The sequence below is a fragment of the Bacteroidales bacterium genome, assembly GCA_035647615.1.
Classification (GTDB): Bacteria; Bacteroidota; Bacteroidia; order Bacteroidales; family 4484-276; genus SABY01.
On the sequence record DASRND010000018.1, the window covers coordinates 17,707 to 44,462 of the forward strand.

Genomic DNA, 26,756 nt, shown 5'->3' on the forward strand with positions numbered 1-26,756 from the left:
GAGGCTGCGATCTGACACCATCTGAAGTAAGTTCCTGTTACGGAATCCTCCGCGTATGGTGTCCTAGTTCCATTTCCTCATCAGTAGTGCGCGGCACACGGGGTGCTTTGTAGTATTGATGTCCGTAGCAACAATGCTTGTGAAAGCATCCCGGCTTTTGCAAGCCGGCACCGCCATCAGAAGATGGCTGTGGGTTAGTCGGGCTATAGGATTTTTAAAGAACTGGTGATTGACAGAACCGGCAAATGAATGCCTGCGTTTCGTTTTCCCAGGGATTTCAGGGCTTTCGTCCTTTGTCCCCATTCACGCCAAGCTAACTTTTTATCTCTGGCCTGATGCGACAAATATACAGCGGGAAACCAATACCAGCCAAGCTTTTTCTTTCTTTTTAATTCACCGGTTTTCAACCAGGTTTTTCAACAATCGTTGATAACGCCGATAGGCTTTTCACAGTCGATCACAGAGCAAATATTTAGCGAAAGCGCTATTAACAAAATGTTGATAATTCAAGATCAAGATTTGGATATTTCACAGCATCCAGATGCCAGGAAAAATCAATGCAGTATGGATTATTCTTGCAGGATCAATTAACTTCCTCGGCTTTTTCTTCCGCAAGCAGCGTTTCCAGATAATGAGTTTCGATGCCGAAGGTTTTTTTAAGAACGGCTATTTGTTTTTCTATTCGGACTACCGCTACTTTTTTGTTGTATAATCGCAAAATCGAAATGTAATTTATTTCAAAACGAAATGTGAGAAAATGTTGCCCCCGGCTTGATGACCTGGAATCCCGTAACGGCCACTCCTGATATTCCTGCAGCAATGGCTGCGGTTATCTTAAAAGTACTTTTGCTCCGTCACACTTCATTATGCCACGTAGTACGATATTCGCCAGGCGAGTAACCTACGTAGTTTTTTTGTAACTTGCATCTCGCCTGGCTTTAATTTTATATTGGTATTGATAGGTTAATAAAGTAGCCGACGTCTGACTGACTTGGATGAGTTGTGTCTATAATCGTAACTTGACCGGACGCCTTAATCCATAATAATGGCGTGTAATTATCGCCGTTGTCCTGATAGAATGCTGCAATCGGAACTCTAATGTCATTTGTTGGCCGATGACCTGCCGGGATTGTCTCATTGAACAGGCCGTTTATGCCATAATACCCTCCTTTAATTTGAAGTAAATCTCCTTGTCTTCTTGTACTTATTGATGTCCCTGGCACCCAATTTCCCTCCCGCCCAGGCACACTCACCACCGCCGGGCTGCTGGGATCATCGTCGACTACTACAGTAGCCTCCTGCACGGCATGCACCTGCTTGTTGCTGCCGTCATGAAACGTGACGCTGCCTGACGCGTCGAAGCTCGTGGTGTCCATCCATCGCGGCGTCAATCCGGTGTCAGGAAATGGGTAGGCGCCCTGGTAGCTGAACGTATGTGCCTGCACGCGACATATATTGCCGCCGCCCTCGTGTCGATAAAGCCAGCCATCTGATACGTTGAACTGATCGGTGTTCTGCACAGGCGTTATATCGCAACCTTCAAGCACCAGGCTCGTGGCTCCAGGAGGCAACAGCGAGCGGCAGATAGCGTGCAGCGCTTCGTTGATGCCGTTGTCCAGCCAGCGCAGTTGGTCGAGGTTGAGGGGCATGCCGCCCTCATGGGTCATTATTAGCTTTTTCATATTCTAAGGAATTACATTGTAGGTTTGAATGATAAATCGTTTGCCTGCCTGCCGGTATCTGTGCACCGTGGCTGTTATCTGTTCCACGAGCAAAAATAAGCCGTTGGGCACTTTCACGATAAAGTCGTTGTTATTGTCGAATTCGTGACGATTATATATCAATATCGGCGCGTTTTCTATTTTATTAAAAAGAAAAATAGCCTGCTGCCCCTCTGCCTCGTTAAAGATAAACACGTCGGGTCGTGGGTCGGTGCTGTCGATGATCTTTATGTGATTAAAAGGATCGTAGAGCTTGTTGAGCAGATGCTCAAGATAGATCACCTGCCCTGTGTGCGTGATGGCGTCGAGCACGTACAGCCGGTGTGTAGTGAAGCTGTTGAATAGTGTAATCAGCGGCTTTGCAAGCACCTTTAAATAGGCTATCAGTCGCGGCTGGCGGAGCGCTACGGGCAGCAGAAGCTGCAGGAGTTTATGGAAATCGACGTTAAACACTGGTGTACAATATATTTAGTTCGTTAGCAACTATGTAACCCGCCACGGTGCGGTATGTACGGCTTATCGACTGGTAGTTGGCAGCCTGTGCGGCTTTTGCTGCTGTTGCCAAAAGCACTACGTCCGACACGCCCGGCACAGCCTGCACGGCATCCGTCAACGCGCTGTTTATCACTACACCATCCCATGGCAGTGTAGCGAGATAGTTATTAATGGCATCTTCAACGGGCTTGGACGATGTCTGATTCAGTGCCTCCCCGTCGGCGTTGATGATTGATGCGTCGGTATAAACGCGCATCGACACGTTGATCAGGTCGGCGTCGTCGCTGATGATGCTGCAAAAGGTGCCTGCAAACTTTATCTTAGCGATATATGCTGTGAACGCTAACAACTCATCAGGTGCGAGCTTGGCCGGCACTCCGCCAGCCTCCCTGGCAACTTTAAGCACCACATCGCCACCACGTTCGGTGGCCGACGCACGCTTTATGATTTGCTTGGTTGTATCCACCGGGTCGTAGCTGTACTTATAGTCAGCATACTTCATCTCATCGCCAAGCTGAAACTGCAGGCTCTGGTTGCGATACCACTGCGCCGTACCCGGCACTGCTGCGGCCACTATGGCATCTACCTCGGCGCGGAAGACATCCCATAGTTTTTCGTGCGTCCAGATTGCAACGGCGGTTACAAATAACATCAGGCGCCACACGGCTACGCGGCTTTTGCTTGATAGCTCGGTAAGCAGCGTCTGGGCGCTGTCGATGTCAGGCTGCAGGTTGTGCAGCGCGACCATGGCCGCCTTGCCGGCAATCATCTCATCATATATCTCTGTTATCTTTCTGGCCATGTTATTTGTTTTTAAGTTGGAATATTTTCAATAGTAAGCATCCCTTGCAGGCTGTCTGCCAGTGCCTGGTGTTGCGCCCGCACGGTGTTCATATAGAGATAACATACTGATGTGTCGTCGCTCAACACAATCGGCAGCTGGTTTAACTGCATCCAGATGGCAATATTGGGATAGTCGTCGATGAGCGATGAGGGGGCAATAATACGTTTGCAATATTCGGGATGGTGCCACCCGCGCAGCGCTATCTCCAGATCGGGAATGTCTTCGATATTGTAAGTAAAAACCCCATTCTGCTCGTCGAAATACATTGGCCCGAGGCGCTCGGTATCGGGGTCGTACTCCACCATTACTACCGGATAAAATCCCTCTACCTGGTGCGTAGCTGCATCAAGCAAGTGGAAGCCGCCTGCTACATTCATGTTTTCGCTTACATACCTGCTCGGTAATGCGCTGTAAACTGTAATTATTCCGTTTTCGTTTTTTGCGTACATGCTTTTATTTTTAATTAATGGCAAAACCTGCAGGAGTTCCATTTGTCAGTGGCAACGGTTTAGCACTAAATGTTGCTCCGTAATCTGTAGAAACATAAACGACGTAACTGCCTGGCGAGAAGCTTGCAAATGCAATGTGTTGCCCCGTGGGACTAATATAGCTGTTGGAGATTGCGGTCATCTTTATACCGGCCGTAAGCCGGTAAGCAATATCTGTGAATGATGCACCAAAGTCGTCGCTATAAAATACATCGGCACCTCCTGCTAACAAAACATATCTGCCAGTGGTGTCGGTGCACAAAATTGCACTATTTACATTCCTACTCAGTGCTGTGTAGCTAAAGGCTGCTCCCGCATCAGCGGAAATATAAATTCGGTTTTTATTAACATGCGATTTAGAATACACACATCTGCCATCGGCAGATGTAGCAGCCGCAAGTGATGCATTAGCAAGTATTTTTGTCAATGTGGCCCCATAGTCATCCGACTTGTAAAGCCCTTGCACATAGTCAGAAACATACATCAGGCGCCCGTCCTGCGACAAACATACGTCGTTGGTATTGTATTGTGTGTTGCGGGTTATCCAGCTGGCACCCTGATTGGTCGACACCCGCAACCCTGATGTAGACAATCCGTTGACGAATGCAAATACATTACCATCAGCTGATACTTTAGCTCCTGTGCCATAATTGGCAACCTGGCCATCTGCGTGGATAGTAGTTCCTGCGTTAAGCGAATAATACGACTGCTGATTATCGCTATAAGTGCCCAACGCAAGGTACTTCCCATCACCTTTAGCATCCATGGGTCCCCAACGGTAATCTCCAGGCAAAATTTTACCTTTCCATGAGTTCCCGAGGTCTTGCGAATAGTAAAGTGTGTCGTGGTAAAAATAATTCAGGTACATCACCGGTAATTTTGAAACTGGTGGCGGAACTACATCTGCTGGTATTTGCATTTTTGCTAATAGCATTATACTCTTTGATCTGTTAAAGTATCCTGGCTAAATGTTGCCCAATATTCTTCGCTGTGCATAGTATTATTCACGCAATGTATCTGTATGTAATTCATCACAGAGCCTTTGTATTCGCCTGATATGATTCTGACACCGTCAGGCAGGGCAAGCGCATAGTCGCCTGTGATTAGCAGCGTTACAACCTTATTCTGTGCATGCGTAAGATTGCTGAAAGATAATGTTGTATTGGCTGTAAGTGTTTTTGTAAAGATAGCCCCGGCATCCCATTCTATTACGTTAACAGGTTTTATAACTATACGTCTATAAAATTCAACATCCAGGTCTTCGTCATCGATGCTTACCTCTGTTATTTGCTTGTGTTTCATATCGGGTATTTAACCAAAGAACCTCCTCTTTGGAGGCTCTTTGGTTTCAAAGTTTAATAAGAATAGGTTACAACAATCTCGTCATCATCATTGAGCGGATAGCCCACCTTTATCTTCAGGTCGTTGCCATCGCGTTCCCACCGGTTTGAGTCCAGGGCACCTACTGTTTCGTTGTTATCTTCCGGAATCATAAGCCCGTTCACTGCCACGATGGGCTTCACGGCAGGATGGGGCAATTTTCCGGGGGCAAAAACATCGGCAATAACGGTAATTGCATTAGCAGCCGATGGTTTGGTTGGCCCCGGCTTGATGACCTGGAATCCCGTAACGGCCACTCCTGATATTCCTGCAGCAATGGCTGCGGTTATCTTAGCGGCATCCCATACATCGTTAGCAGTTGCATTGTTGTTGTCGAATGATTTTCCGCTCGCTACCAGATCGCCGGCAGCATCTGCAACGAATATTTGTCCTGTTTTGCCTGCACCCACTTTAGCGGCTTTGGCAGCCAGGGCGGCATCAGTAACGGCAGATACTCCCAGATCGGATTTAACTTCAGCAGAACTCAATTCCGACACTCCGCCAGTACCATTTCCCAATAGGTATTTGCCGCTGCCCAGGGTTGATTTTCCGGTACCCCCCTTGTTAACAGCGAGGGTAGTGAATTCAGGTTCATAAGGGTGCGTGTGCGCTGTAGGAGTTCGTGCATCACTCAGCCGTGCATCGTTGCCCTGGCAAACCGAACTGGAGGTTGTGCCAAAGTTTTTGTTGAAGGCTGTATTTTTTGTAAAGGCAGGTTCCTTGGTAGCATCAGCTACGGTAATATTAGCCGTACCATCAAAGGCTACTCCGTTGATTTTGCGGGCAGTACTGAGCTTAGCAGCACTTGCAACAGATTTTGTGCTGTCAGCCGTATTGTCCACATTGCCAAGGCCCAGATTTGTTTTTGCCGCATTGGCATTAACATCCGACAGGTTGTTCGATTTCTTTAAGAAGTCCGCAGCCAGCTCGGCTATGTAATTCTTTATTTGCTTTAAATTTAACATCTTAGGTTTTGATTTTTAGTGTCGATTATTTAAATGTCTCGATGATCACTTCGTCATTACTCTCCAGGTCGAAGCCTGCATTATCGTTGCTCCACGTCAGGTAATCGTTTCCTGCAGTGTAGCTGTACACCGGATTAGTTCCGGCATCGGTATATTTAAGCCCGTTAACATATACCTTCACCAGTTCGCCAGGTTGTATCTCAAAGCTTATGGCGAGTTGTTTCGTGATTGTGTCATAGTTCTGGCTTACCGTTTCGCTTGTGTCGATCAGAATTACAGCCTCATGCCTCAGTGTTTTACCCTCTACCGAACCACCACCGGTGGTCAAATCGTTCCACTGCGCAGGCAGGCCGCCATACCGCTTAAGTTCGGTGCCGGCAAGTAGTATCATGCCCGGTTCGGGGGCAGTAACCAAATAGATGGGTTCGGCTTCGCTGTCGGTAGCCTCACCAAGTATGTAGATACCGTTTGCAGCGGCAGTTACATCGCGCGCATAGATGTCTTTGCCGGTAAATTGCGGCCATTCGGCTGCTGTGTTGCGAACAATGAAGCTGTCGCCAGGTGCCAAACCGGCGATAGCGGCTATGTCGGCAAATATCTGTTTTACCGGATTCTGCCAGCCTGTTATGCGGCCATATATGTCGATATAATCGACGAGAGGGAATGTCAGCCCGTTCTTTTGTTTTATTTTATCTATTAATGAAATAGCCATTTTTCCTCCTTTTAATTAGATTGAACAGTTACATTCGTCGAGCCCAGGCCGCTATTTGCTGATTTGTAAACCACATAGTCGGCTGTGGTTCCGTCGCCCAATTCGTATTCTGCTGTTTGCGAAGCGATATTAAAACCGCCCTCAAAACCGCCTACGTAGAAGTAAGGAGGATTGATATATCCACCTGACACCATGGCCTTTGGCACATAGTAGTAGATGTGTTCGCCTGCGGCTGCATTAGCCGTAAAGCTGCGGTAAGCATCTGTGTCGAAAACCATATTGCCGGCTTTGAGAAATGCATCGTTGAGCGGCGCATTTCCTGCTGCAGTACGAAACCCTGTTTTGTACTGAAACTTTACCTCCCGCGTTGGCGAGTAAATGTTTTCACCCGCTTTACTCGATACCTGCACACGCAGCTGTGTGTCGCTATTAATAGCTACGTTGATGGTTTCTGAACCGGAATTGCCGGTAAGGTCTTTCACCTTCGCCCACGCTCCTGCACCTTCGCGCTTCCACAGCTCGCGTGCGATTATGGGGTTGGTTCCTGCCGTTACGCTCCAGGTAAAGGTTGCAGCGTACGGTAATAATGCATAATTCTTCTCGAGCGTGATGCCACCGTTGAGGCTTGCCGAAGGGGCAGTATAGAGTTGCTGCTCTATCCACGCGAGGATTTCGTCGCTAAGATTGCGCAGCACTTTCCACTTTCCGGCTGCAATATTCGCTCTGTTGAGCAAACCCGGGTTGTCGATCAAGGCCAGCACAGTATCCTGCGGACGAATAATAAGATCGTTTACTGATACGTTCCCGCCCGCATTGCAATGCCAGGCATCGCCGGCAAGCACATCGGTTGGATCGAAAGCAGCAAAATCGCTTACCTCACGCACATTCCAGGCTTGTAGGTTAGTGCTGTGAATCTGAATTTTTCTTGGTTTTGCCATTTGTTAATTGTTAAGTTGATAAGTTATATCTACCACCATGCCGGGCATAAACCTGAAGCCCAGCATGTCTTCATTAAGTTGAATATCTGTGCTGCCATTGAGCATCGATGTACGATAAACATAATCATAGTTGCCAAACTCGCCGTCGTCGGGCTTACCCATGTAGGTGAGTTTGTTAATCACAATATTAATCACCCTGGCATCTATGCCGGTCATCGTTATTGTGTCGCCGCCTACGGTTGGCGACATACGCAGCTGCTTCAGGTCGTACACCTGCTGGTTTACGGTAGTATCGCCAAAATGCTGAATGCGCCAGTTTGCATCGTTTTCATAATTATAATCTGTTACATTGTCGCGCCTGGCTATCACCCAGTCGCCAACGGCAACCCCACCCTCTGCAGGTGTGTTGGGGTCTTCCGGATTGTGAATCCAAAAGTCGCCCTTGAGTATGTTGGTCATACCGCTAACGAAGTTTCCGCTCATCACGTCGCCGATTGCGCGCAGGTTCAGAGCGCTCTCAGCACCGAGCACTGCCGACTTCTTGAGCTTTGCAAGCCCGTTGAGCGCTTCGAGCAATAGCTTCACCTTTGCCCCGCCATCATCAGCGAGGTTAAAGAGGCTGTCGATCAGGTCGGCAAACTCATCCTGGTTAGGCTTGTCGCCGGTCTCGAAGTAGCCTTTTAATATTTGTCGTGTGCGTTGTGCCATTTTATTGTACAATAAAGTCTTGGTTAATAATCCAGTATCCTATGCCATCGCCGGCGGTTACCGCTTCTGCCAGGCCTGTAGCCGGGGTGATGGCGTTATTGCGATATTCGTCGGCCACATATTTATTGATGATTGCGGAGGTATTGAGTACAGTTCCGGCTTCTGGCTGGTCAGTGATGTCGGTGAGCACAGGATTGGCTGCAAGCATATCAAAAGCCCCTTCAATACTACCTGTGCATTGTATCACCACATCGAGCAGGCACTGCCCCACCTGTACTTTTACCCTATTCATAATTTGCTTTAAGGTATAATTTGCCGTTTTCCATTTTTATTTTTTCCAGCTTTATGCCATCGTCTTTAAGCTGCTTGCGTACCTCGCGGGTTACCTCATTCATGCTTTCGTCGTTTATCATCCCGGCAAGACCTACCCCTGTAAGCGGGTGTTGCTTCACCTCGCCTTTGTTAAAGAGGAGCAGAAAGCCTACCTGCTGATTGAGACTGTCGGCAACCACCAAGTCTCCTTTTTCGATCAGCAGGTCGGCATTATCATCCAATAGTATGTCGTTGTGTGTTGCCATATTTCTGATGACGCGTGGCCGTGGCATGTTGAGACGCGCGGGCCGTGCATCTTTATTTTCCTATGATATAGTTCCTGTGCCTGGTGCCGTGGTTCCTCCAATATGCGTTACCGGATCAACCGATACCGGTATTGCGGCGGCTACCGTTACGGTTGCCGACTTGATGTAGTTGTCGATAGCTGTTGTCAGCTTATCAGCAAACTTATCCATAGCCGCAGCCTGGTCGGTTTCCTTGGTCATAGCCAGGAGCATTGCTCCAATTTCAGTCTTTAATGTTTCTTTAACCAGCATTTCAATCTATTTTAAAACCTGTTTCAAATCCGTTTCTAACTTAGCCACTGCCTGCATGGTGGGCGGTAATGGCGTTCCTGATGGCCCCGCCGGTGTGCTTACCGTTAAAGTTTTGATGATGGATACCAGGCTGTTAAACAAATCCAGCAGGCTCACTCCGGATGCACTGATGGCCACCTTACCGGTTTTGCCGTCGGCTTCAATTTTCAGGGTGTTAAATTCCATCTTCACCAATTCCGGCGTATCCACCTTTATTATAGCCAGGTCGCGAAGCTGGCCACGGCTCATATCCATCAGCGTTACCATGCTGCCAATAGCAGGTTTTACCAACAGGCCGCCTGCTGCTTCAATACTAAAGAGCTTCACGCCTGTGAAAGTCATGTCGTTATAGCGCACGTCGGCTGTGGCATCGGTAGCTTTTACCACCTGTCCCACAAAGACAACCTGCCTTTGCGAGTTGCCGGCTATATGCTGTAGCGAATCTTTTATGTCGTTCAGTGTTGTGCTCATAGCTTCATTCCTATTTTCACCTCTCTTACACCACCAGACTTGCTGAATGTGGTTACCACCTCCAGCACGTAGTAGGTGCCATCTTTTATTTCGTAGTCGCGGTCGGTAATACTCACCTTGTAGCCAGCATCGCACCAGGGCACGAGCCAACCCGTAAAACTGCCTGAGTAGCCAGTATAGCTTTTGGTTTTGAGCTGCTCCCCGGCCATGCTTTTGAGGCTTGCCGGGTCGCTAACACCATCCATTTTTATCGTGATGGTGTCGCCGCCCTTTTCTCCGGCGGTTTCACGTATTACCTTACCATCCTTACTCTTACCTTCTACCACCACCTCTGTTTTGCGGTCTTCGGCATTGCGGTACTCCAGCTCGCTGCTTTCGATGTTTTGCTGGAAGCTGTAGGCTGCTTCCCCGAATATCTCTTTGTATTGCGGATGCACGTGCAGCACATCGCCTTTCATGTAAATATTGGCCTTGGTCTCCTCCTGTATTTGCTTTACCACCTTATAGGCGGTGGTATTGATACAGGTGAACTTGTCGTACTTAAACTGGTAATCGCACACCAGGGCGAAATCTCCGGCCTGTTTTAGCACATAAGCCAGCACATCGGCCACATCAGGGTTTGTAAATTCGATGTTGCCCACCGGCTTTCGCAGATTGTAGATGGCATCCTCGCACTTGATGCTGATGCTGCCGTCGTTGGTTTCGATGGCTTCAATAAAGCCTTCAAACTCTTTTACCAGCACCTCGTTGTAGCCTAACATTATCTTTACCGTGTCGCCGCGCTTTATCTTGCTTTCAATCTCCAAAGCCTTATTAAATACGCTCCCCGGCAGGGTGATGGTGGCCGTATCACTCAACTGCTCCACAGAGCGCGTTATCTCCACGCTGTCGATCATCAGCAGTTGCCAGGTACCCAGGGTAATATGCCAGCTTAGATTATGCAACATTGTTGGTTTGTTTTAAGAGTTCAAATACATCGTCAGAATAAGCTTTGATTTGATAAGCTTGATTGCCCGCCCCTTTGGTATGTGGAAGATCGAGAGTTTCTATTACTATCATGTTTATGCTGCGGTTATTCAATAGCGGGCAAATTACCTTGATAGATTCGTGCAGCTCAAAATAATCGTGCAACCGCCCCACCTCCTCTGGCTCGTCAAGTGTATCGCTCATAAAAATACCTGTGATAGTAATCTCCACATCGTCCTCTGTCCATCGCTCCTTTACTGTGCCGCGCGTGGTTCCTTTTGCTACCTGACGCCGTGTAATGCTGTTTTTGAACGATAATGAGATAAAAGGGTCAATAGGAAATTGAAACTGATTGAGCAGCGGGCTGTCAAACACAAGCGGGTACTGGTGCCTGATAGCCGAAAAGTCATCGGCGATAGCAACATTGCCCGAGTTACGGTCATAGTTTATCACCGACACATCCATCGCCTGGTCATCGATGCGGTCGGGGTTTATCACCACCACCTTATTGTTAAGCCAATAAGGTGGTACATTAAAACCGGTGGCTCTTACGCTTGTCATGCTGTTGCCCTCGCCTGGTTAAGTACCTGTTGCATTATTACCTCCACCTCGCGGCGCAGGTTGTTTGCATTTTCTTTCAGGGTGCCGCTAAAGGTTATGGTTTCTACCATGTTGCGGAAGTTGATATTGATCTCGGTGTTGCGGGTGCCGCCTTGCACAATCGTTTCGGTACCTTTGCCCGCAGCATCGCTGCCAGCTAACTGATTGCCTGGTGCAACGCCGGCAGGCTGTCCGGATATTGCTGAATCAATACCTGGTATTGCTTCACCCTTTTTCTTTTTCTGCGAATCAGCCCAGCTCTTAGTTCCTTTCACCACACCCTCACCGTAAGCCTCGCCAACATCTTTGAACTTATCTTCCGGGAAGATTTTATTCCACAATCCTTTAATCCACGCAATTGGCTTAGCCAAAGCGTTTATTATCTTGTTGAGAATAGCCCCGACGAATCCCCAGAGCTTGCTAAAAACATCTTTGATTGGTTGCAGCAGATTATCGTTGAGCCAGTTAGCTATGCCAGAAAATGTACCGGTTATCCACGTCCATATCGATGTAAAGAAATCTGCAACAGCAGATGCTGCCGATGTGATAATGTTCCATAGCCATTGAATGCCTTGCCATATTCCACCAATTACCCACTTCCAAACATTAATGTAAGCCATGAAAACGGGTTTTATGATATTATTCCAAATTGTAGAAATTACCACACCAATATTGCTAAACACTGCCTTCACAGCCTCCCATACGCCAAAAAGTATTTGCCTGAATTTCTCGGATTTTTCCCATAATAATTTGAACATTCCTATCAATAGCGATATTCCAAGTACAACCCAGCCGATTATAGGGATGTTGTAGATTGCTGTACTCAAAGCTTTGACAGCAGCGGTAAGCACATAGGTAGCACCGGCAGCCAGAAACGACATTCCCATCCAGGTGCCATCGGCATATACCAGCGCCCAGGTATCTGCAACGGCACTTCGCATCTTCTTAGCACGACGGCTAATTGCGGCTCCAAGTGCAGTCTCGCCAATGCTTGCCATTGCATTTACAAGCGTAAGTGTGGATACTGCCCCTTGTAAAACGGTAACTCCGGCTGTTACTGCCGGTAAAGCACCTTGTACGATGCTGAATAAGCTAATTTTAAAATCGTCAAAGCGGGATTTGATACGGCTCATTTTTTCGGCAAAGCTGCCCATGATGATGCCCGCCTGCTCCTGTGCTGCATTGGTGCCTGCAACTGCAGTGGTATAGCGCTCTATCTCTTCTGTGCCACTAATGAGTGCCAGGGCGGCATTTTGGTTTTCGCGCCCAAACATCTTAGTGATCAACGCTGTGTCATTGATGGCAGGCTTCAGCAATTTTAACCGTTCGGCAAGCGAAAGGCTCTTATCGCCCAGGGCATCTATGCTTATTCCATAAGCGTCCATCTCATCACCTACCACCGACTTCATAAACCTGCCCTGCGACAGGATAGATAGCGTATTGCGGATTGCGGTGCCACCCTCTGCACCACGTTTACCAGCCTTGTCGAGTACCTGAATGGTTGCATTTAATTCCTCAAAGGATACGCCTGCCATCTTTGCGGCCATGCCGGAGGTGTCGAGGGCTGCTTTTATCTGTGGGAGCTCTGCCGATCCTTCACGGGCAGCAGCAGCCATCACATTCATCATATCAGCCATCCTTTTGCTTGCCTCAATAGGATCGTCAAGCGATACCTGATACTGATTCATAGCCGAGGTGAGTACCTCTGTTGCAGCAGCAGGATCGTTACCAAGCGTTTTACTCAGTATGCTTACCGATTTGCCCATCGCTTTCAATGCTGCCGGTGTTTTGGCTATTTCTGGCCCCAGTTGCGACAGTATTAGCTTATAGCTTTCTACGCTCTTAGCTGCTCCGCCACCAAACTCCTTAGCATTCTGACGTGCATATCCCCCTATCTCTTTCAGGTTTTTCCCGGTAATACCGGCAATAGCTGAAAGCTCGCTCAACTGACTGTCGTATTCGATGCCAGGCTGGATAGCAGCATCAATACTTTGCTTTACTGATGTAAGCGCCTGGCTGATATTATTGAGCGCGAATGCCTGATCGCCTAAACGTCTTAATACAGACCCCAGCCGCGTCACCTTTTGCGTGGCAGTATTGCTCGCAGCAGCTACTGCGGTAATGCCGGTAGCGGCGTTACCTGAAACAGAAATAATATAATTTACACTGCTGTCCATTTATTTTCTATCTTTGGGGCTATGAATATTCTTGCTGTAATACTTGTTTTGGCTGTAGGCGCCTGTTTTTTTTACATCGCCTACGCACTTATCGAGGCTGCTGTAATCTCATTCATTACCTGGCTCAAAGGAGGAGACGCAAGAACCAAAAACGACAGCCAATCATGGATTGATGCGTACAGAAAGCGTAACAATCTTTAGCTGTTGCTCCGGCGCTCCTTTTCCCGTATGTCGGCCAGTTGTGCGTATGTCTCTGACCACTGGTAATCGTTGAGCGTTTCCGGGTTGATGTGCAAATAATAGCGCATCATGGTGTTGAGGTAACCGATCCAGTTTTTTTCTAAACTACCGGAAACGCCTTCTATAAATTTACCAGCTCAGCCTCCTTTACCGCAATCAGGTCGGCCAGTTTTGCCGACGCGCCAAAAAACAATTCATCATCCGTTTTTATCGCCTCGCTACCACCAAGCCAACACGCATTTAGCAGCAGCTCATTACTTTTCATGGGGTTGGTTTGCGCTACGGTAGCAGAATAGGCCAGCGATTGCCTGTCAGGCTTTTTCAAATACCCGATATGCCCGTCCACTTTTATTGCCGACACCTTGCCGTACTGCTTTTTCCAGGCGTCTATTTGCTCCTGGCCTACCTGGCCTGTCAATTTTTGTTCGTCCATGCTCTTGTTTGTTTTTACGGTTTCTGATTCTGTACGCGCAAGGCTATCCAGGGCAGGCTTACCTCCATAAATTTATCGCCCTGCTTCATCTCTTTGGCATCCTCGGTAAATTCGATACCACGGATTTTGTCGGTAACGGCCACATCGCCGTTGCTGGGGTTGCCATACACTACTACGGCATCCATGCGCAGGTTTAGCACACTGCCTTTGCCCAGGGCTCGCAGGGTTTCAAGCTCGCTTTGCAACATCGAAAACTCTCCTTCGTAGCTAAGGTTGCCTCGCTGTATGTGCTGCGGCTCATTGCCTTTGCCATACACGGCTTCTTTTTCCTGCTTGCTGCTGTACTTTACGCCACGCGCTCCGGTTACTATCCGCCCACCCAGTTCGAGGGTGATGTCGGCATATTCATATTGTCTGCTGTCGAACATGATATTTATTGTGTTATGATTTTAAATCCGAGGTTTACCTCGATGTATTTTGCATACCCAAAGGGCTTTACGCGCAGACTTACTACTATCTTGCCCGTAGCAAGTACGTTCAGGGTAGGGTCAACCAGGCACACCACTCCGGTGTCGTTTTGGTCGGCGGGGTCGTTGCCCAGCTCACCATTCACCGTCATGGCATTGATGATGGCATTCTCCACCTTGTTCTCGATGCTTTTGGCATACGACACACTAACCTGCCCCTGGTCGTTTACGCTCACCTCGTCGAGCAGCTCGGTAGTCATAGTTTCGTAAGCCAGGCGGTAAGCCTTATCGATAACCCGGCGCACGGCTATACCGTTGTAGTCGTCGGTAGGTAAAGTGGCAAGTGGGTCGTCGGTAATGAAGTACCCGGCACGGCCTACGTGCTGCCGCAGGGTGATGTAGCCTTTGTCGTGCAGCATCTCAATGTCGGCATTCTCTACTTTCTTGTCGCCTATGTAAGCGTAACCTGCTGAATAAATTGCCCCATTTTTTACACGCCCGGCATTGCGTTGCACAGGCATCATTGCCAGCCTGCCGGCCAACAAGCCAATAGCGCAACCGGTGCCCGATTCGGTATCGCCGACAAATACGGCAGCAGCGTTATCGGTGCGTTCAGTAAGGTCGGTAAGTGAGGCGCCTGTATAGGCAAGGCCTGCTACAACCACAAACACCGGTGCCTTCATGGTGTCGTCGGTATAGTTGCGCACCAGCATGGCTGCACTGAGTGCTGTAAACACATCAGCATCCATGCCGCCAGTGGTCACAGATTCGTAGCTGACATCGGGTGTGCGGTGCACAAACAATCCACGCAAGCGGCCATTGGCTTCGTGCAGCAACGACTTTACGTTGTCGGCTATGGCGAGGTCGAGCATTTGTGTCATCGTTACCGTATCGGCGTAAGCACGCAGCCATAGCTCCGTTCCGTCGCCGGCGGTTTCATAAAACTCACGCAGCACCTTGTGCAGACCCGGGTTATTCTCGAATGTAATTCCAAGCACATCCTGTACATCGTCTATGCTTCGCACCGTGTAGGTGGTTTTTAGCGCAAAGGTGTCGGGCACTGCCACACCTGTGGTCATCAGGCCATACACGCCATCGGGCGAGGGGATCACTCTTCCAAGAGCGCCATTTTGATAGTTAATTTTTATCTTCGGGAGCATCGTTTACCTCCTTACGGGTTATGGTTTGTATCTCTGTTTGCTTAAGCGAATGTGCATGCAGCTCTGCATGATGCAACTTGCTGAATGCGGTACCATCGGCGGTGAAGTAGAAAGCGTCGCACGTATGTGTTGCAAAGAGTTCTCTGGCTGCTTCGTTGATAAATTCAGGAGCTGCTTGCTTTGCTGGTTTTATTTTTTTGCTCATTGCTACTTCCTTTTAAAGATGATGAGTTTTAAAACTGCTGCACCCAGGTCGGCGGCTTCGTCGATCATTGCATTTGCATCTGCATCGAGATATGCCTTGGCAAGCTCTATTGCCTCATCTGCAAGCTCTGGCTTCAATCTGTGCAACGAATCGTAGCCACGCCGAAGCGCAAGCTTTAGCACCGGACCGTCGAGCATTTCTACTATGCCGCGCGCAACTATTTTTTCGTCCAGGTTAGCGGCTAAGTCGTCAAGAACATCGTATGGTTTCATAATCTCTTTTTGTATTTCATTAATTAGCTCCTCCTCTTTGGCTGGTATTCGATATGCATGTGATTGCTCTCGAGCACTACGTCGAAATCGACGCCCAGCCTTTTTTTGATTTCGCGATGCACACTATGAAGCACCTTGACTGTAAAGTAAAATGTGCGTGCGTCGAAAGCGCCGCCGGAATAGTGTAAAGAGGTAAAATCATGCCCGCCATCTACAACGCTTGTTATCACAAGCTCCTGTCCGTGAGTATCGTACACCCCATCTACTACCTGCATTGCAAATAACAATTCAGGCCGGATGCCTTGTATTATAACTGAGTTGTCCTTAAGGCGCATTTTTACCGGTATATTTTTGTATAGCCGTAATCTACAGCGGTGACTTTTAAATACGTAAAGTTAGGCGGAATCGTGAAGGTTTCGCATGGTCGCGGATCGTTGGTGTAGCGTGTTTCTACTATTTCAGACTTCCAGAACCCTGGTCTGTGTGTCCATACCTCTATTTTGAATTTTGGCAGCTCCTCGTCCCACCTTTTGTCCGTCCAGCAGGCTTTTATTTTGCCATTTTCTTTTGAAACATCAAAACAATATTTCATCAATAGGTTAAACTTACGCTTAGATAAATCAGTGACAACAACAGCAGGCTTTTTCAGCTTTATTTTGCAGTCGAAGATAACCTGATCTTCATTGCAGTTGTCAAAAGGAATTGTTTTAATCCGGATGATCACCTCCTCCTGATCACCAGTGCCGATTACATAATAAGGGATATAAGTATTCACCATCACTATTTTGCCGGTGCCTTTGATAATTTGTCTTGTAAACGACTTACAAAAAGATGGATTAAAAGCGCTAATTGATACCTTATCTGTAATTATGACCTCGCCGGCGTCAATAGTTGACTGTTTAAGTGCCGGGCATTGACTGTAATACCACGTAAAATAAGGCACTTCTTTTAAGTCTGAAATAGCGTTGCCAATTTGACTTTGATAGAAATAATAAATAGTTAACGCCCCTGCGGTTGCCTGTTTTACCTGTCGCTCGTCCTGCATATTAGGTTTGCCGGTATATTGATAAATAGCAAGGGGGTTGAGTTCAAACATATCTCCATCTCGCCAAAGCCCTGCTTTGACGACAACACCAATTGGATTCCCGTTTGGGTGTTCCGGTTGATTGCTGTTAAGAGCAGAAATCACCATGCCGTTGTCCTTGTGAATTTCTGAAACCTCTTGTTTTCCTGTCATGTATTTTGTTTTCCCTTGCTCATAATAGGTAAACACCCAGTCACCGGTTTGTAAACCCTGTGTTTGTCTCAAAATTAGCCCGGTTACGTGCTCTACGCCTTGTGGACGCATTGGAAGCTCCTGCGCTGTTAGCGCACAGGAGAAGAGTGCAATAAATGCAAATAAAATTAGCAATTTAAACTGTTTCATTGTCGTTTTCTGTTTTTGTTAATACTTCTATCTTCTTATTCAGTTTCTTGTTGTTGCATGTAAGCGTTGCGACTTTTTTGCGCAACTCGTCAACTTCTGCACGCAGCAGCCGGTTGTCGGCACTCACGCGGTCGATGTCGTTCTGCACGTCCATCAGCTTTTTGGCGTAGTTCTCTGCCAGCTCCTGCCAGATTTTAACCGCACGCTCTACGTTCTCAATCTCGATAGTGCGCGTTTGTGCCATGCTTTTCCGCCTCCCGGCAATCCATCCTGCCAGTCCGGTTATAGCGCTAAACACTGCTGTTATTATCATTTCCTTCATCCGTTTCAGCACATTTTTTTGTTGTTAATAAACCCCCGCCCACCGGGGCGGGGATTTTGTCTCCACAGCCCTTGTGGCTGTGGGTCTTCTTATTCTCGGGCTACTCGCACGCTTTCAACTGCGCTTTCACCCTTTCAGTTATGGGTTTTTACGTTTATGCTGTTTGCACAATGGGGATCACCCCTTTGGCATCAGCCCATCGGGCACGGCCACCGGCACGCACCAGGGCGCTGTAGATGTCGCCGTAGTAGGTGGGGTCGTTCACGTTTTCAAACATCTTTATCTCACCAATGGCCGATTCTACCATGTCTTTTTGCCAGCATATTGCGGCATAGCCATGCGTGTTGGCCTCGGCAGTTGCGGGAGCTACTACCGTGGGGGTAGCTTTGGTCATCAGTGCCACGCTGCTGCGCTCCATTATGTTGAAACCATAAAGGCGTGTCAGCACACCGTCGGGCAGGTTGGCGCTCTTGAGCAGCTCCAGGTTAGCCACAGTGCTGCCGGCCATCTCGGCCATCAGCTCGTCATACATTATCGACGGCAACAAGCAGAAGCGGTTCTCTTTAGGCACGTTCAGTTTGTTCATCATCAGCCGGGCTGCGGCCAGATCGGCGGATGAGAATTTCTTCAACGCCTGACTGTTGGGCCCGTTGCCGGTGCCGGCAACGCCACTGGTGCTTATAAACTTACCACCCCCCCACGCTACTGCTGTGTTGGCAGAGGCGTTAACGTTTTTACTCAGCCAGTCGAATATCGTCCAGTCGCTGATAGCCTCGCGCAGTGAACGCACGTGGGCGCCCAGTACGCTTTCGATTTTATCGTAACTCAACTCCACCTTTTCCACGTCGGTAATATTTATCGGTGCGGTGGTGAACTCATCCAGCAGATAGATCACGTCAATGTCGGTGCGGGTAACTACCGTTGCTGGAAGTACTGAGCGGTTTTTGGTTACCACCGGATCCGTGCCGGCGTTGGGCATGTGTACTATTTTGCCGTTCACAATGTTGTCTTCGTCCACGCGATAGGCGTGTGCAAGGAACTCGCTGCTGCTGGCCAGTTGGTCGAGGATGTATTTCCTCCAGATTTCTTGATTCAGTCCCATTTCTTTAAAGTTTTATTTCGTTTCCATACTCGTTTTTGTACAGCGCCTTAAAGCGCTCCGGGTCGTTAGCTTTCATAGCAACAAGCTCTTTTGGCGCCTTGCGCTGGTAGTCGTTAAATGTCCAATCTTTGCGTTGATCATTGGAAGGTTCGCCAAACTCGTTCACCATGCGGCGCATGGCCGGTAGGCTCTCGATGATGGTCTTGCCATTGTCGAAGTCTTTTTCCAAAATGGCTTTGTAGGTGTCTTTATGCTCCGCTTTGATGCGTCCGGTGCCTATGGCGCTGGTAAGCATACTCTCGATAGCTACTGTGTGCGCCTCTTTTTCTTTGTTCTCGTAGTCGGCCACCTTAGCTTTCAGGGCTTTGTTTTCGGCTTCCAGGGCATCGGCACGGCTTTTTTCGGTATCGGCAGCATCCTGCATGCTTTCTACCACCTTCACAGCCTCGTCCTCGTTGGCTTCGTTTTTCAAACCCAGTTTTTGAAATAGGTTTTTCATGTTCGGTTTACTTAGTAAATTATTGAATTGATTAAAAATTACGGCTGCTTTATTTTGCCCGTCAAGTTGCGCTGGCAGCTTTACCTTTACGCCGTCGAATATCTCTGTAATTATTCCGGCTTTTAATGCCTCATCAGCGGTGATCCAATGATCCTGCCCGTCCATGTACAGTGCTTTCACCTCATCAGGCTCAATAGCCATGCCCTCGGCAAGTATATCTACAAGGATGTTTTCTACCTTTTCCATATCGGCAGCAGCGCGTGCCATATCTGTAGCATTGCCATAACCGCCTCCCGATGCCCGGTGAAGCATCAGCATTGCATAGCGGTTCATCTTTACCGGTTTGCCACAGAGTGCGATTATTGCGGCCATGCTCGCAGCTACTCCGTCGATGTAAATAGTGATGTTGGCTGCGCTGTTGCGGATGATGTTAAAAATGGCAATACCCTCGAACACCTCGCCCCCGTTGGAGTTGATGTGTACGTTAATGTTTTTGTAACGATTCTCGGCATCGGCAAAATCGTTGGCAAAGCCCCTGCTATTCACGTCCTCGCTGTACGAGCTTATTATGCCGTAAAGCAATATCTTGCAGGTGTCTGCCGAGGTAGCATGTATGTTATAGTATCTTGCCATCGTTTAATTTCCTTCGCAAGCGGCTTCGCAACCTTCGCAATTGATTATCTTTTTGTTTACGTGCATGTGTCAACCTTTTTTAATTATTGCGGCAAATCGTCTTATTTCGCCTCCATTTTCTGCTGCAAATATGATATACATTGAGCTTTAATTGCAAATCCTTAGTTTTCCATTTAGTTAAATCCCGAAATGGTTTAGTTAAATCCCGAAATGACAAACTAACTATTTGTGCGCAAACCCGCGTGTGTCTATGTTTGTGGAAAATTTAAAAAACAAAATGGCACAATTTAGCAAGGCAGAACGCGAAAACAAAATCAGCTATGCCAAAAAGCTCTATGTAAAAGGCTTCGACTACCACACCATCGCCGACATGCTTGGTGTGTCGGAGCTAACGGTAAGCCGGTGGTCGCAAGAGCGCGATTTTGAAACAGCACGGCGCGCATCGCTCATTAGCCTGGCCGAAATTCGCAACGCCATCCTGAACACTTACGACCAGATGTCGCGCGGCGAAAAACCCACCTTCTCGCCAGACCAGATCGTTAAGCTCACCTCTTCGCTCGAAAAACTCTCGCCGGTCAATAAATCCCTGGCCTGGGTGGCAGAGGGTTTCGACCAGTTGGCCGACAGCTACCTGGCCGAGGTGCAGCGCACCAAAAGCGAAAAGGGCAAGCAGCGGCTTTATGAGGAACTGAAAAGCGTGCGCCGACACATGGACAAGGTGATGGACAAAGTAAATAAGGAGGTGCTGGATGGATAGCGTTAAAGAAATACGCAGCCGCTTCGCCGCCCGTTCGCAGGAAATTTACGAAAGTACCTGGCAAAACTTCCTGCAGGAATCAGAAGAGGACAAACAGAAACGCATAGCCTTGCTTTTAAAAGACTATGCTGCTTTTGTTTCGTATTACTTCCCGGCATGGGCTACCTCGGGTAGTGGCAAATTTCATGTAGCTGCCGCAAACCGAACCGCCCGCGAAGGCAAACTGATGGCTGTCTTTGAGTGGGCGCGAGGCCATGCCAAATCCACCCATTTTGATATTATGATACCCCTGTGGCTGAAAGCAAAAAAAATGCTGCATGTAATGGTACTGGTAGGCAAAAATGAAAAGAACGCCCAGACCCTGCTTAGCGACCTGCAAGCCGAATTGCAAAACAACCGCCGCTACATTGCCGACTTTGGCGAACAACTGCTGTGGGGCAACTGGGAGGAGGGCCGCTTTGCTACCCAGGACGGCTGTGGCTTTTTTGCCCTGGGACGTGGCCAAAGCCCCAGGGGATTGCGCTACCGCCAGCACCGCCCCGATTACATCGTGCTTGACGATGTGGACGATGACGAGCTGTGCCGCAACCCCGACCGCGTGACACAGATTACCGACTGGGCTTTAAAAGCCCTATACTTTGCCATGGACATGGGCAGGGGCAGATTTATCGTGGTAGGAAACCGCATAAGCCACAACAGCCTGGTGGCTCGACTGGCCGATATGCACGGGGTTTATCACGACCGTGTGAATGCACTCGACGATAAAGGCGATCCGGCGTGGCCCGAAAAATACAGCAAAGAGGAGATACAAGCTGTGGCCGATAAGCTGGGCTACCGTGCCTCGCAGCAGGAACTCTTTAACAACCCTATTACCGAGGGTGCCGTGTTTAAGCGCGACTGGATCATCTATGCGCCGGCTCCACGCATCAACACCTATAATACGATTGTCAGCTACTGCGACCCAAGCTTTAAAAACAGCCGCACCAGCGACTACAAAGCCATCATCACCATAGGCAGAAAGGATAAGAACTACTACATCATCAACAGCTTTGTGCGCAAATGCAGTATAGGTGAAATGGTGCGCTACTGGCTCGACTTCCACCAGAACCTGCCACAAACAGCACTGGTGGGCTACTACATGGAGGCCAACTTTTTGCAGGATTTAATCCTCGACGAGTTTCAGAAAGAAGGCATTACCCGGGGCTGGCAGTTCCCTGTAAGAGCCGATGCACGCAAAAAACCAGATAAGTTTGCCCGCATCGAAGCCATCAGCCCCCTGTTTGAACGCAACCTGGTGCTCTTCGATGAACGCCTTAAAACCTGCCCCGACACCGAGCGCCTTATCGACCAGCTCTTGAGCTTTGAAAAAGGAAGCCGCGCACACGACGACGGACCCGATGCCGTAGAAGGTGCCGTGTGGATTATAAACAACAAGCTCCGCGAATCAACGCCGCCGGTACACATCCGCCGTAATCCATTCACCAACCCAAAAAGATTTTAGGAATGTAAAGACGCACGGACGTGCGTTTCGTCAACATATACAAAACAGACCACATGAACACATTCATCACCGAAACCGACTACGATGCCGCCATCCATACCGAGATACTCAACGCCATCACACGAACCGAGAGTGGGCTGCTCGAGATAATAGAAGCCCAGGCCGTGGAGGAGATAGCCGGATACCTGGCATCACGATACGACACTACGAAAATATTCAATAAAACAGGCTCCGACCGCCACAGCCTGCTGCTTATGTTTGCCATCGACATAACGCTGTACCACCTGCATGCCATACACAACCCCGTAAAGTTCCCTATGGTGCGCAAGGACAGGTACGAACGCGCTATCGACTGGCTAAAGCAAGTGCAGGATGGCCAGATAAACCCGACCGGCCTGCCACTGGCTACCGGAACAGGCGGCGACCAGGGCGGAGCTATCAACTATGCTATTGCATCAAACCCAAAACGAAATAACCATTACTAATAATCATGGCAGTAAAAAAAGCAGAATCCAAAAACCTGGTCATACAGCAGGTCATATTTTCGCAGCCTAAGCGCGACAACCTCGACATTGCTAAATGGCGCAACGCAATCAAAAGCGCAGAGAGCATCAACCTGCCACGCCGGCACGACCTCTACGACATCTACAACGATGTGCTGATAGATGCACACCTCTCGGCGGTGATACAAAAACGCAAAACAGCAGTACTTACCGGCAACATACAATTTGTTAAAAACGGCACGGCGGACGAAAATGTAACGATGCAAATCGACAGTCCCTGGTTTCGCTCCTTCATTGCCGATCTGATCGACACCATACTCTGGGGACACAGCGTGTTTCAGTTTTACCGACTGGGTAATTGGATCGCCTACGACCTGATTCCGCGCAAGCATATCAACCCTGTGCATGGCACCCTGCTACGCACGCAAACCGATACCACCGGCCTGCCATACCGCGATGGAGCTTACCAAAACCTATTGGAGGTAGGCAATCCCCGCGACCTGGGTTTGCTCTGCAAGGCGGCCCCGCACATCATCTACAAGCGCAACGGCATGGGCGACTTTGCACAGTTTGCCGAAATATTTGGACAGCCCATGCGCGAAGGTATATACGATGGCTACGATGAAGTGGCACGCCAAAAACTGCGCGAAGACCTCGAAAACATGGGATCGAGTGGTATTTTTATTCATCCGGAAAATACACAGATCAATCTTATCGACGCCCCGGATAAATCCGGAAACAGCGATTTATACACCGACCTGATAGACCTGTGCAATGCCGAGGTGAGCAAACTCATCCTTGGCAACACCCTCACCACCGACCAGGGCGACAAGGGTACCCAGGCACTGGGAACCGTGCACCAGGATGTGGAAGATAAGATTGCCCACAGCGACCGCCGATTTGTGCTCGACACGCTCAACTATGAACTGACCGACATCTTATCCAGCCTGGGCATCAATACCACAAATGGCGAGTTTGTCTTTGAAGAAAAAACACAGGTTGACCTCTCGCAGCGCGTAATCATCGACATGCAACTGGCCAGCCGTGTACCAATTGATGACGACTACTGGTATGAAACTTATGACGTACCCAAGCCAAAAAATTACAAAAAGCTAAAAGCCGAACAGGATGAGCAGCGCAAAGCACTCACGGCGGCAAGTGCGGCAAGTAAAGACGGACGGACGTCCGTCTCTAAAGATGACAAGAACGAAACCGAAAATCTTTTCAAACGCTTTTTCAATTTTTTCGCATAAGCCCCGGCGGTAGGGGTCGCACAAACGTGCGCCTTAACTTTACCGGGGCTGAAATAGCAGCCCTATACCAAAACCAAAGCGGCTGCCCTGTGCATGGCTCCACGGCCTTTGTTAACGTGGAACTGCCGCAACCGCCCGCCACCGGCATCGACGAAAAAACAATGCTCGAAATATATGTGGATGTACAGGGGCATGTAAAGACGCACGGACGTGCGTCCCTGCACATCAACCCCGACCTCTACCGATACACCCGCGACAATCTCACGGCGGCCATCGACAAGGTGTATCCGGGCTTAAAGTACGACCACCCCGATTTTGATATGGCCATGAAACTACGCAACAATGCCAGCCGCTTTGCCGGATACAAAACTGCCTGGCAAACCGCCGAGCTTATGGATGTAGATGATACAGATGCCATAAACAGCATCAATAAAAAATACAACACGAACTACATGCGAAGCGAGTACGAACATACCGTGCGCAGTACCCGTGCCGCCAAAAACTGGCAAAACTTTGCCGCCGATGCCGACCTTTACCCCTACCTGGAGTACATGCCCAGCACCGCCGGAACTCCCCGCAGCGAGCATATGAAATTGTATGGCGTAATAAAGGCTTTGGATGACCCATTTTGGGATACCTGGCTGCCGCCTGCAGACTGGGGATGCAAGTGCAGCGTGCAGCAACGCCGCAGCGATAAAGGTACTACCCAACCACCGGAGGAGATAAAACAGCCGCCCCAGGCAATGCGCAACAATCCAGGTAAGGATGGGCAGATATTTACCGATAAACATCCGATGATTAGTAAGGTAAGTAAAGCAACATCTGTACTTATTGAAAATGAAACCAGTTTTTTGAAATTCAAACACGAAACCAGAAGTGTTCTTGATATTGCTACGGATTTTATTGGTAATGTGTTTAAACTTGAAACAAAAACATCAACATTAGATGTGAGGATAACTAAAAATTCAGTTGAAAAAAACTTGCGGTGGGATAAATGGTTTGATACAAGATGCCAATCATTGATAAACCTGCCTGAACTAATAAATAAATGTAATTATATTGGTTCAAAAAAAGTAATCAAAAGTGATTACACAAATGCTCAATGGGTGAAAAAAAGGAAAATAAAGAATTATCATTTTTTTGAAATAGACGGAGGTTATCAGTTTGATATTGAAGAGAGATGGGATGGACAGATAACACTTTACAATATTAAAGTGATAAAATAAAAAAGACATCCAGGGTGCGGTACCACTTACCGTAACTGTGGCCGGTCTGGATGTCGTTTCACGCACAAAGATAATACAAAACATGACACCGCAACAATTTTCGCAAAAATTAACACAACATGCCGCGCAGGTCAAACATTACATCGAGCGCGATGCCCCGCGTATCATGGGCATTGAGGCGGTGAACCACTTCAAAAAAAGTTTTTTGGATGGCGGTTTCACCGACAGCAGCCTGGTGCCCTGGAAACCCGCAAAGCGAACCGTGAGCAACAGCTACTGGTATGGCTTCGAGTACGGTTCGCGCGTGGCCACACCCGATAACCACCCGCGCCGCTGGAAGGCTAAAGGCAAGTACAAGCCCCGCAAGGCCAACCCTGTAACCAACTACAGCCCCGCTGCCACCAAACGCAAAGCCCTTAACGGACGCACCGGAGACCTGAAAGACAGCATACAGTACCGGCTCGAACCGGGGCGCGCCATCATATTCAGCGACCAGCCCTATGCCGACATCCATAACAGTGGTGGACAAGCCAAAGTGTTTGGCCGCAAAAACACCACCATGCCACGTCGCCAGTTCATCGGCGACAGCATAAAGCTCAAAGCAAAAATAAAACACGAACTCATCAAAGACATCAACCGCATTCTCGGAACGTAAAGACGCACGGCCGTGCGCCTCAACCAGGAACGTAAAGACGCACGGCCGTGCGTCTCAACATAACAATATCAATACAATGGACATCCTGTATCAATCAATCGTAACGCGCCTGCAAAGCAAAATTGCAGAACCCCTGTGGATAGACCTCGAAGCAGGGCAGATAGACAGCCTGGACGAGAACTACCCCGTGCAGTTCCCTGCCATCTTCATCGACCTGGCCAACTGCCAGTGGAACAACCTGGGGCAGGGACACCAGCAGGGCGAAATAACAATAGGCATACGCCTGGCTCTCGACATTTATGCCGACTTCCACGCCGGCAGCCCTACCCTGGCCGATGCCGCACAACAGCTAAAGCTGCTAAACCAGGTACACGCCGCCCTGCATACCTTTGGCGGCCACGTGCTGGAGGATGGTAACGGTGGGTATCTGGACGTGCATTTTGGCAAGCTCATGCGCACGGCCTTCAACACCGAACGCCGCGCCGATGGCCTGCGGGTTTTTAATATGACCTACACCACTGCCATCTATGATGCCTACGCTGCCAAGCAATACCTCAAGGTGCAAGCGGTGCCACATGTGGTGGTGCAATAAAAAAAGCCCCGGTACCAGTCCGGAGCTTTTGTAGTAATAACCCTGCAAGGTTATAATCAGCCATTATAACCTTGGGGCTTTATCATGCTTCTGTTCAGCATCCATCCTTTTCTTAAACTTCTCAAGCTCCCACTGGT

At 48.7% G+C, this 26,756-nt stretch carries 35 protein-coding genes; 8 read left to right on the plus strand and 27 right to left on the minus strand.

The window, feature by feature from the left end; genetic code table 11:
• Positions 1-944 precede the first annotated feature (944 nt).
• Genes VFC92_06480 through VFC92_06560 form a run of 17 tightly spaced genes read right to left on the minus strand, consistent with a single transcriptional unit; the run spans position 945 to position 13,373 of the window.
• On the minus strand, positions 945-1,682 hold the full coding sequence (locus tag VFC92_06480; protein ID HZK07830.1) for a hypothetical protein: 738 nt from the start codon (positions 1,680-1,682) through the stop codon (positions 945-947).
• 3 nt (positions 1,683-1,685) lie between these two features.
• Positions 1,686-2,174, minus strand: a complete 489-nt coding sequence (locus VFC92_06485; GenBank protein HZK07831.1) for a hypothetical protein — start codon at positions 2,172-2,174, stop codon at positions 1,686-1,688.
• Entirely contained in the window at positions 2,167-3,018 is an 852-nt protein-coding gene (locus VFC92_06490) for a hypothetical protein (protein ID HZK07832.1), read from the minus strand. Before VFC92_06490 ends, VFC92_06485 begins: the two co-directional genes overlap by 8 nt.
• A gap of 11 nt (positions 3,019-3,029) precedes the next feature.
• Entirely contained in the window at positions 3,030-3,509 is a 480-nt protein-coding gene (locus VFC92_06495) for a hypothetical protein (GenBank protein HZK07833.1), read from the minus strand.
• 10 nt (positions 3,510-3,519) lie between these two features.
• Positions 3,520-4,482, minus strand: a complete 963-nt coding sequence (locus VFC92_06500) for a hypothetical protein (protein HZK07834.1) — start codon at positions 4,480-4,482, stop codon at positions 3,520-3,522.
• Complete coding sequence (locus VFC92_06505) at positions 4,482-4,850, minus strand: hypothetical protein (protein ID HZK07835.1); 369 nt, start codon at positions 4,848-4,850, stop codon at positions 4,482-4,484. The genes VFC92_06500 and VFC92_06505 overlap by 1 nt, the downstream gene beginning before the upstream one ends.
• 53 nt (positions 4,851-4,903) lie before the next feature.
• A complete protein-coding gene (locus tag VFC92_06510) occupies positions 4,904-5,893 on the minus strand; it encodes a hypothetical protein (GenBank protein ID HZK07836.1) in 990 nt (329 codons plus the stop codon).
• 25 nt (positions 5,894-5,918) lie between these two features.
• Positions 5,919-6,605 carry a hypothetical protein gene (locus VFC92_06515; GenBank protein ID HZK07837.1) on the minus strand — a complete coding sequence of 229 codons (687 nt, stop codon included), beginning with the start codon at positions 6,603-6,605 and terminating at the stop codon, positions 5,919-5,921.
• An 11-nt stretch (positions 6,606-6,616) separates the two neighbouring features.
• A complete protein-coding gene (locus VFC92_06520) occupies positions 6,617-7,543 on the minus strand; it encodes a hypothetical protein (protein HZK07838.1) in 927 nt (308 codons plus the stop codon).
• A gap of 3 nt (positions 7,544-7,546) precedes the next feature.
• Positions 7,547-8,251: a hypothetical protein gene (locus tag VFC92_06525; protein HZK07839.1), complete on the minus strand. Its 705-nt coding sequence runs from the start codon at positions 8,249-8,251 to the stop codon at positions 7,547-7,549.
• A 1-nt stretch (position 8,252) separates the two neighbouring features.
• Positions 8,253-8,543: a hypothetical protein gene (locus VFC92_06530; protein ID HZK07840.1), complete on the minus strand. Its 291-nt coding sequence runs from the start codon at positions 8,541-8,543 to the stop codon at positions 8,253-8,255.
• Positions 8,536-8,829, minus strand: a complete 294-nt coding sequence (locus tag VFC92_06535; protein ID HZK07841.1) for a hypothetical protein — start codon at positions 8,827-8,829, stop codon at positions 8,536-8,538. The genes VFC92_06530 and VFC92_06535 overlap by 8 nt, the downstream gene beginning before the upstream one ends.
• Before the next feature lie 60 nt (positions 8,830-8,889).
• Positions 8,890-9,120: a hypothetical protein gene (locus tag VFC92_06540; protein HZK07842.1), complete on the minus strand. Its 231-nt coding sequence runs from the start codon at positions 9,118-9,120 to the stop codon at positions 8,890-8,892.
• A gap of 6 nt (positions 9,121-9,126) precedes the next feature.
• Entirely contained in the window at positions 9,127-9,630 is a 504-nt protein-coding gene (locus VFC92_06545; GenBank protein HZK07843.1) for a hypothetical protein, read from the minus strand.
• A complete protein-coding gene (locus tag VFC92_06550) occupies positions 9,627-10,577 on the minus strand; it encodes a hypothetical protein (GenBank protein ID HZK07844.1) in 951 nt (316 codons plus the stop codon). The genes VFC92_06545 and VFC92_06550 overlap by 4 nt, the downstream gene beginning before the upstream one ends.
• On the minus strand, positions 10,567-11,157 hold the full coding sequence (locus VFC92_06555; GenBank protein HZK07845.1) for a DUF6046 domain-containing protein: 591 nt from the start codon (positions 11,155-11,157) through the stop codon (positions 10,567-10,569). Before VFC92_06555 ends, VFC92_06550 begins: the two co-directional genes overlap by 11 nt.
• A complete protein-coding gene (locus VFC92_06560; protein ID HZK07846.1) occupies positions 11,154-13,373 on the minus strand; it encodes a phage tail tape measure protein in 2,220 nt (739 codons plus the stop codon). Before VFC92_06560 ends, VFC92_06555 begins: the two co-directional genes overlap by 4 nt.
• A 21-nt stretch (positions 13,374-13,394) precedes the next feature.
• Between VFC92_06560 and VFC92_06565 the strand changes: the two genes are divergently transcribed.
• Positions 13,395-13,574, plus strand: coding sequence for a hypothetical protein (locus VFC92_06565; protein ID HZK07847.1), 180 nt, complete (start codon positions 13,395-13,397; stop codon positions 13,572-13,574).
• 160 nt (positions 13,575-13,734) lie between these two features.
• On the opposite strand, the gene VFC92_06570 is transcribed toward VFC92_06565, so the two are convergent.
• From VFC92_06570 to VFC92_06615, 10 genes are all read right to left on the minus strand, one after another.
• Positions 13,735-14,046, minus strand: a complete 312-nt coding sequence (locus tag VFC92_06570; protein HZK07848.1) for a hypothetical protein — start codon at positions 14,044-14,046, stop codon at positions 13,735-13,737.
• A gap of 14 nt (positions 14,047-14,060) precedes the next feature.
• Positions 14,061-14,474: a hypothetical protein gene (locus tag VFC92_06575; protein ID HZK07849.1), complete on the minus strand. Its 414-nt coding sequence runs from the start codon at positions 14,472-14,474 to the stop codon at positions 14,061-14,063.
• Positions 14,475-14,479: 5 nt separating this feature from the next.
• Positions 14,480-15,673 (minus strand): DUF2586 family protein, encoded by a 1,194-nt coding sequence (locus VFC92_06580; protein ID HZK07850.1) that lies wholly within the window; start codon positions 15,671-15,673, stop codon positions 14,480-14,482.
• Positions 15,651-15,878, minus strand: coding sequence for a hypothetical protein (locus VFC92_06585; protein HZK07851.1), 228 nt, complete (start codon positions 15,876-15,878; stop codon positions 15,651-15,653). The genes VFC92_06580 and VFC92_06585 overlap by 23 nt, the downstream gene beginning before the upstream one ends.
• A gap of 2 nt (positions 15,879-15,880) precedes the next feature.
• Positions 15,881-16,150 (minus strand): hypothetical protein, encoded by a 270-nt coding sequence (locus tag VFC92_06590; protein ID HZK07852.1) that lies wholly within the window; start codon positions 16,148-16,150, stop codon positions 15,881-15,883.
• Between the two features lie 23 nt (positions 16,151-16,173).
• Positions 16,174-16,485 (minus strand): hypothetical protein, encoded by a 312-nt coding sequence (locus VFC92_06595; GenBank protein ID HZK07853.1) that lies wholly within the window; start codon positions 16,483-16,485, stop codon positions 16,174-16,176.
• 2 nt (positions 16,486-16,487) lie between these two features.
• Positions 16,488-17,576 carry a hypothetical protein gene (locus VFC92_06600; protein ID HZK07854.1) on the minus strand — a complete coding sequence of 363 codons (1,089 nt, stop codon included), beginning with the start codon at positions 17,574-17,576 and terminating at the stop codon, positions 16,488-16,490.
• A complete protein-coding gene (locus VFC92_06605; GenBank protein HZK07855.1) occupies positions 17,563-17,898 on the minus strand; it encodes a hypothetical protein in 336 nt (111 codons plus the stop codon). Before VFC92_06605 ends, VFC92_06600 begins: the two co-directional genes overlap by 14 nt.
• 154 nt (positions 17,899-18,052) lie before the next feature.
• A complete protein-coding gene (locus VFC92_06610; protein HZK07856.1) occupies positions 18,053-19,000 on the minus strand; it encodes a hypothetical protein in 948 nt (315 codons plus the stop codon).
• Positions 19,001-19,004: 4 nt separating this feature from the next.
• Positions 19,005-20,132, minus strand: a complete 1,128-nt coding sequence (locus VFC92_06615) for a head maturation protease, ClpP-related (protein HZK07857.1) — start codon at positions 20,130-20,132, stop codon at positions 19,005-19,007.
• Positions 20,133-20,409: 277 nt separating this feature from the next.
• Between VFC92_06615 and VFC92_06620 the strand changes: the two genes are divergently transcribed.
• The 7 genes from VFC92_06620 to VFC92_06650 all read left to right on the plus strand — a co-directional run bounded on the left by VFC92_06620 (position 20,410) and on the right by VFC92_06650 (position 26,619).
• Positions 20,410-20,889 carry a hypothetical protein gene (locus VFC92_06620; GenBank protein ID HZK07858.1) on the plus strand — a complete coding sequence of 160 codons (480 nt, stop codon included), beginning with the start codon at positions 20,410-20,412 and terminating at the stop codon, positions 20,887-20,889.
• The gene (terL, locus tag VFC92_06625; GenBank protein ID HZK07859.1) at positions 20,882-22,390 is read left to right on the plus strand and encodes a phage terminase large subunit; all 1,509 of its coding nucleotides are present in this window, start codon (positions 20,882-20,884) and stop codon (positions 22,388-22,390) included. The genes VFC92_06620 and terL overlap by 8 nt, the downstream gene beginning before the upstream one ends.
• A gap of 53 nt (positions 22,391-22,443) precedes the next feature.
• Positions 22,444-22,875 (plus strand): phage protein Gp36 family protein, encoded by a 432-nt coding sequence (locus tag VFC92_06630; GenBank protein ID HZK07860.1) that lies wholly within the window; start codon positions 22,444-22,446, stop codon positions 22,873-22,875.
• Positions 22,876-22,880: 5 nt separating this feature from the next.
• Positions 22,881-24,146 (plus strand): DUF935 family protein, encoded by a 1,266-nt coding sequence (locus tag VFC92_06635; GenBank protein HZK07861.1) that lies wholly within the window; start codon positions 22,881-22,883, stop codon positions 24,144-24,146.
• Positions 24,147-24,172: 26 nt separating this feature from the next.
• Complete coding sequence (locus tag VFC92_06640; protein ID HZK07862.1) at positions 24,173-25,372, plus strand: phage minor head protein; 1,200 nt, start codon at positions 24,173-24,175, stop codon at positions 25,370-25,372.
• Between the two features lie 82 nt (positions 25,373-25,454).
• On the plus strand, positions 25,455-26,027 hold the full coding sequence (locus tag VFC92_06645; protein ID HZK07863.1) for a phage virion morphogenesis protein: 573 nt from the start codon (positions 25,455-25,457) through the stop codon (positions 26,025-26,027).
• A 76-nt stretch (positions 26,028-26,103) separates the two neighbouring features.
• On the plus strand, positions 26,104-26,619 hold the full coding sequence (locus tag VFC92_06650) for a hypothetical protein (protein ID HZK07864.1): 516 nt from the start codon (positions 26,104-26,106) through the stop codon (positions 26,617-26,619).
• Positions 26,620-26,756 lie beyond the last annotated feature (137 nt).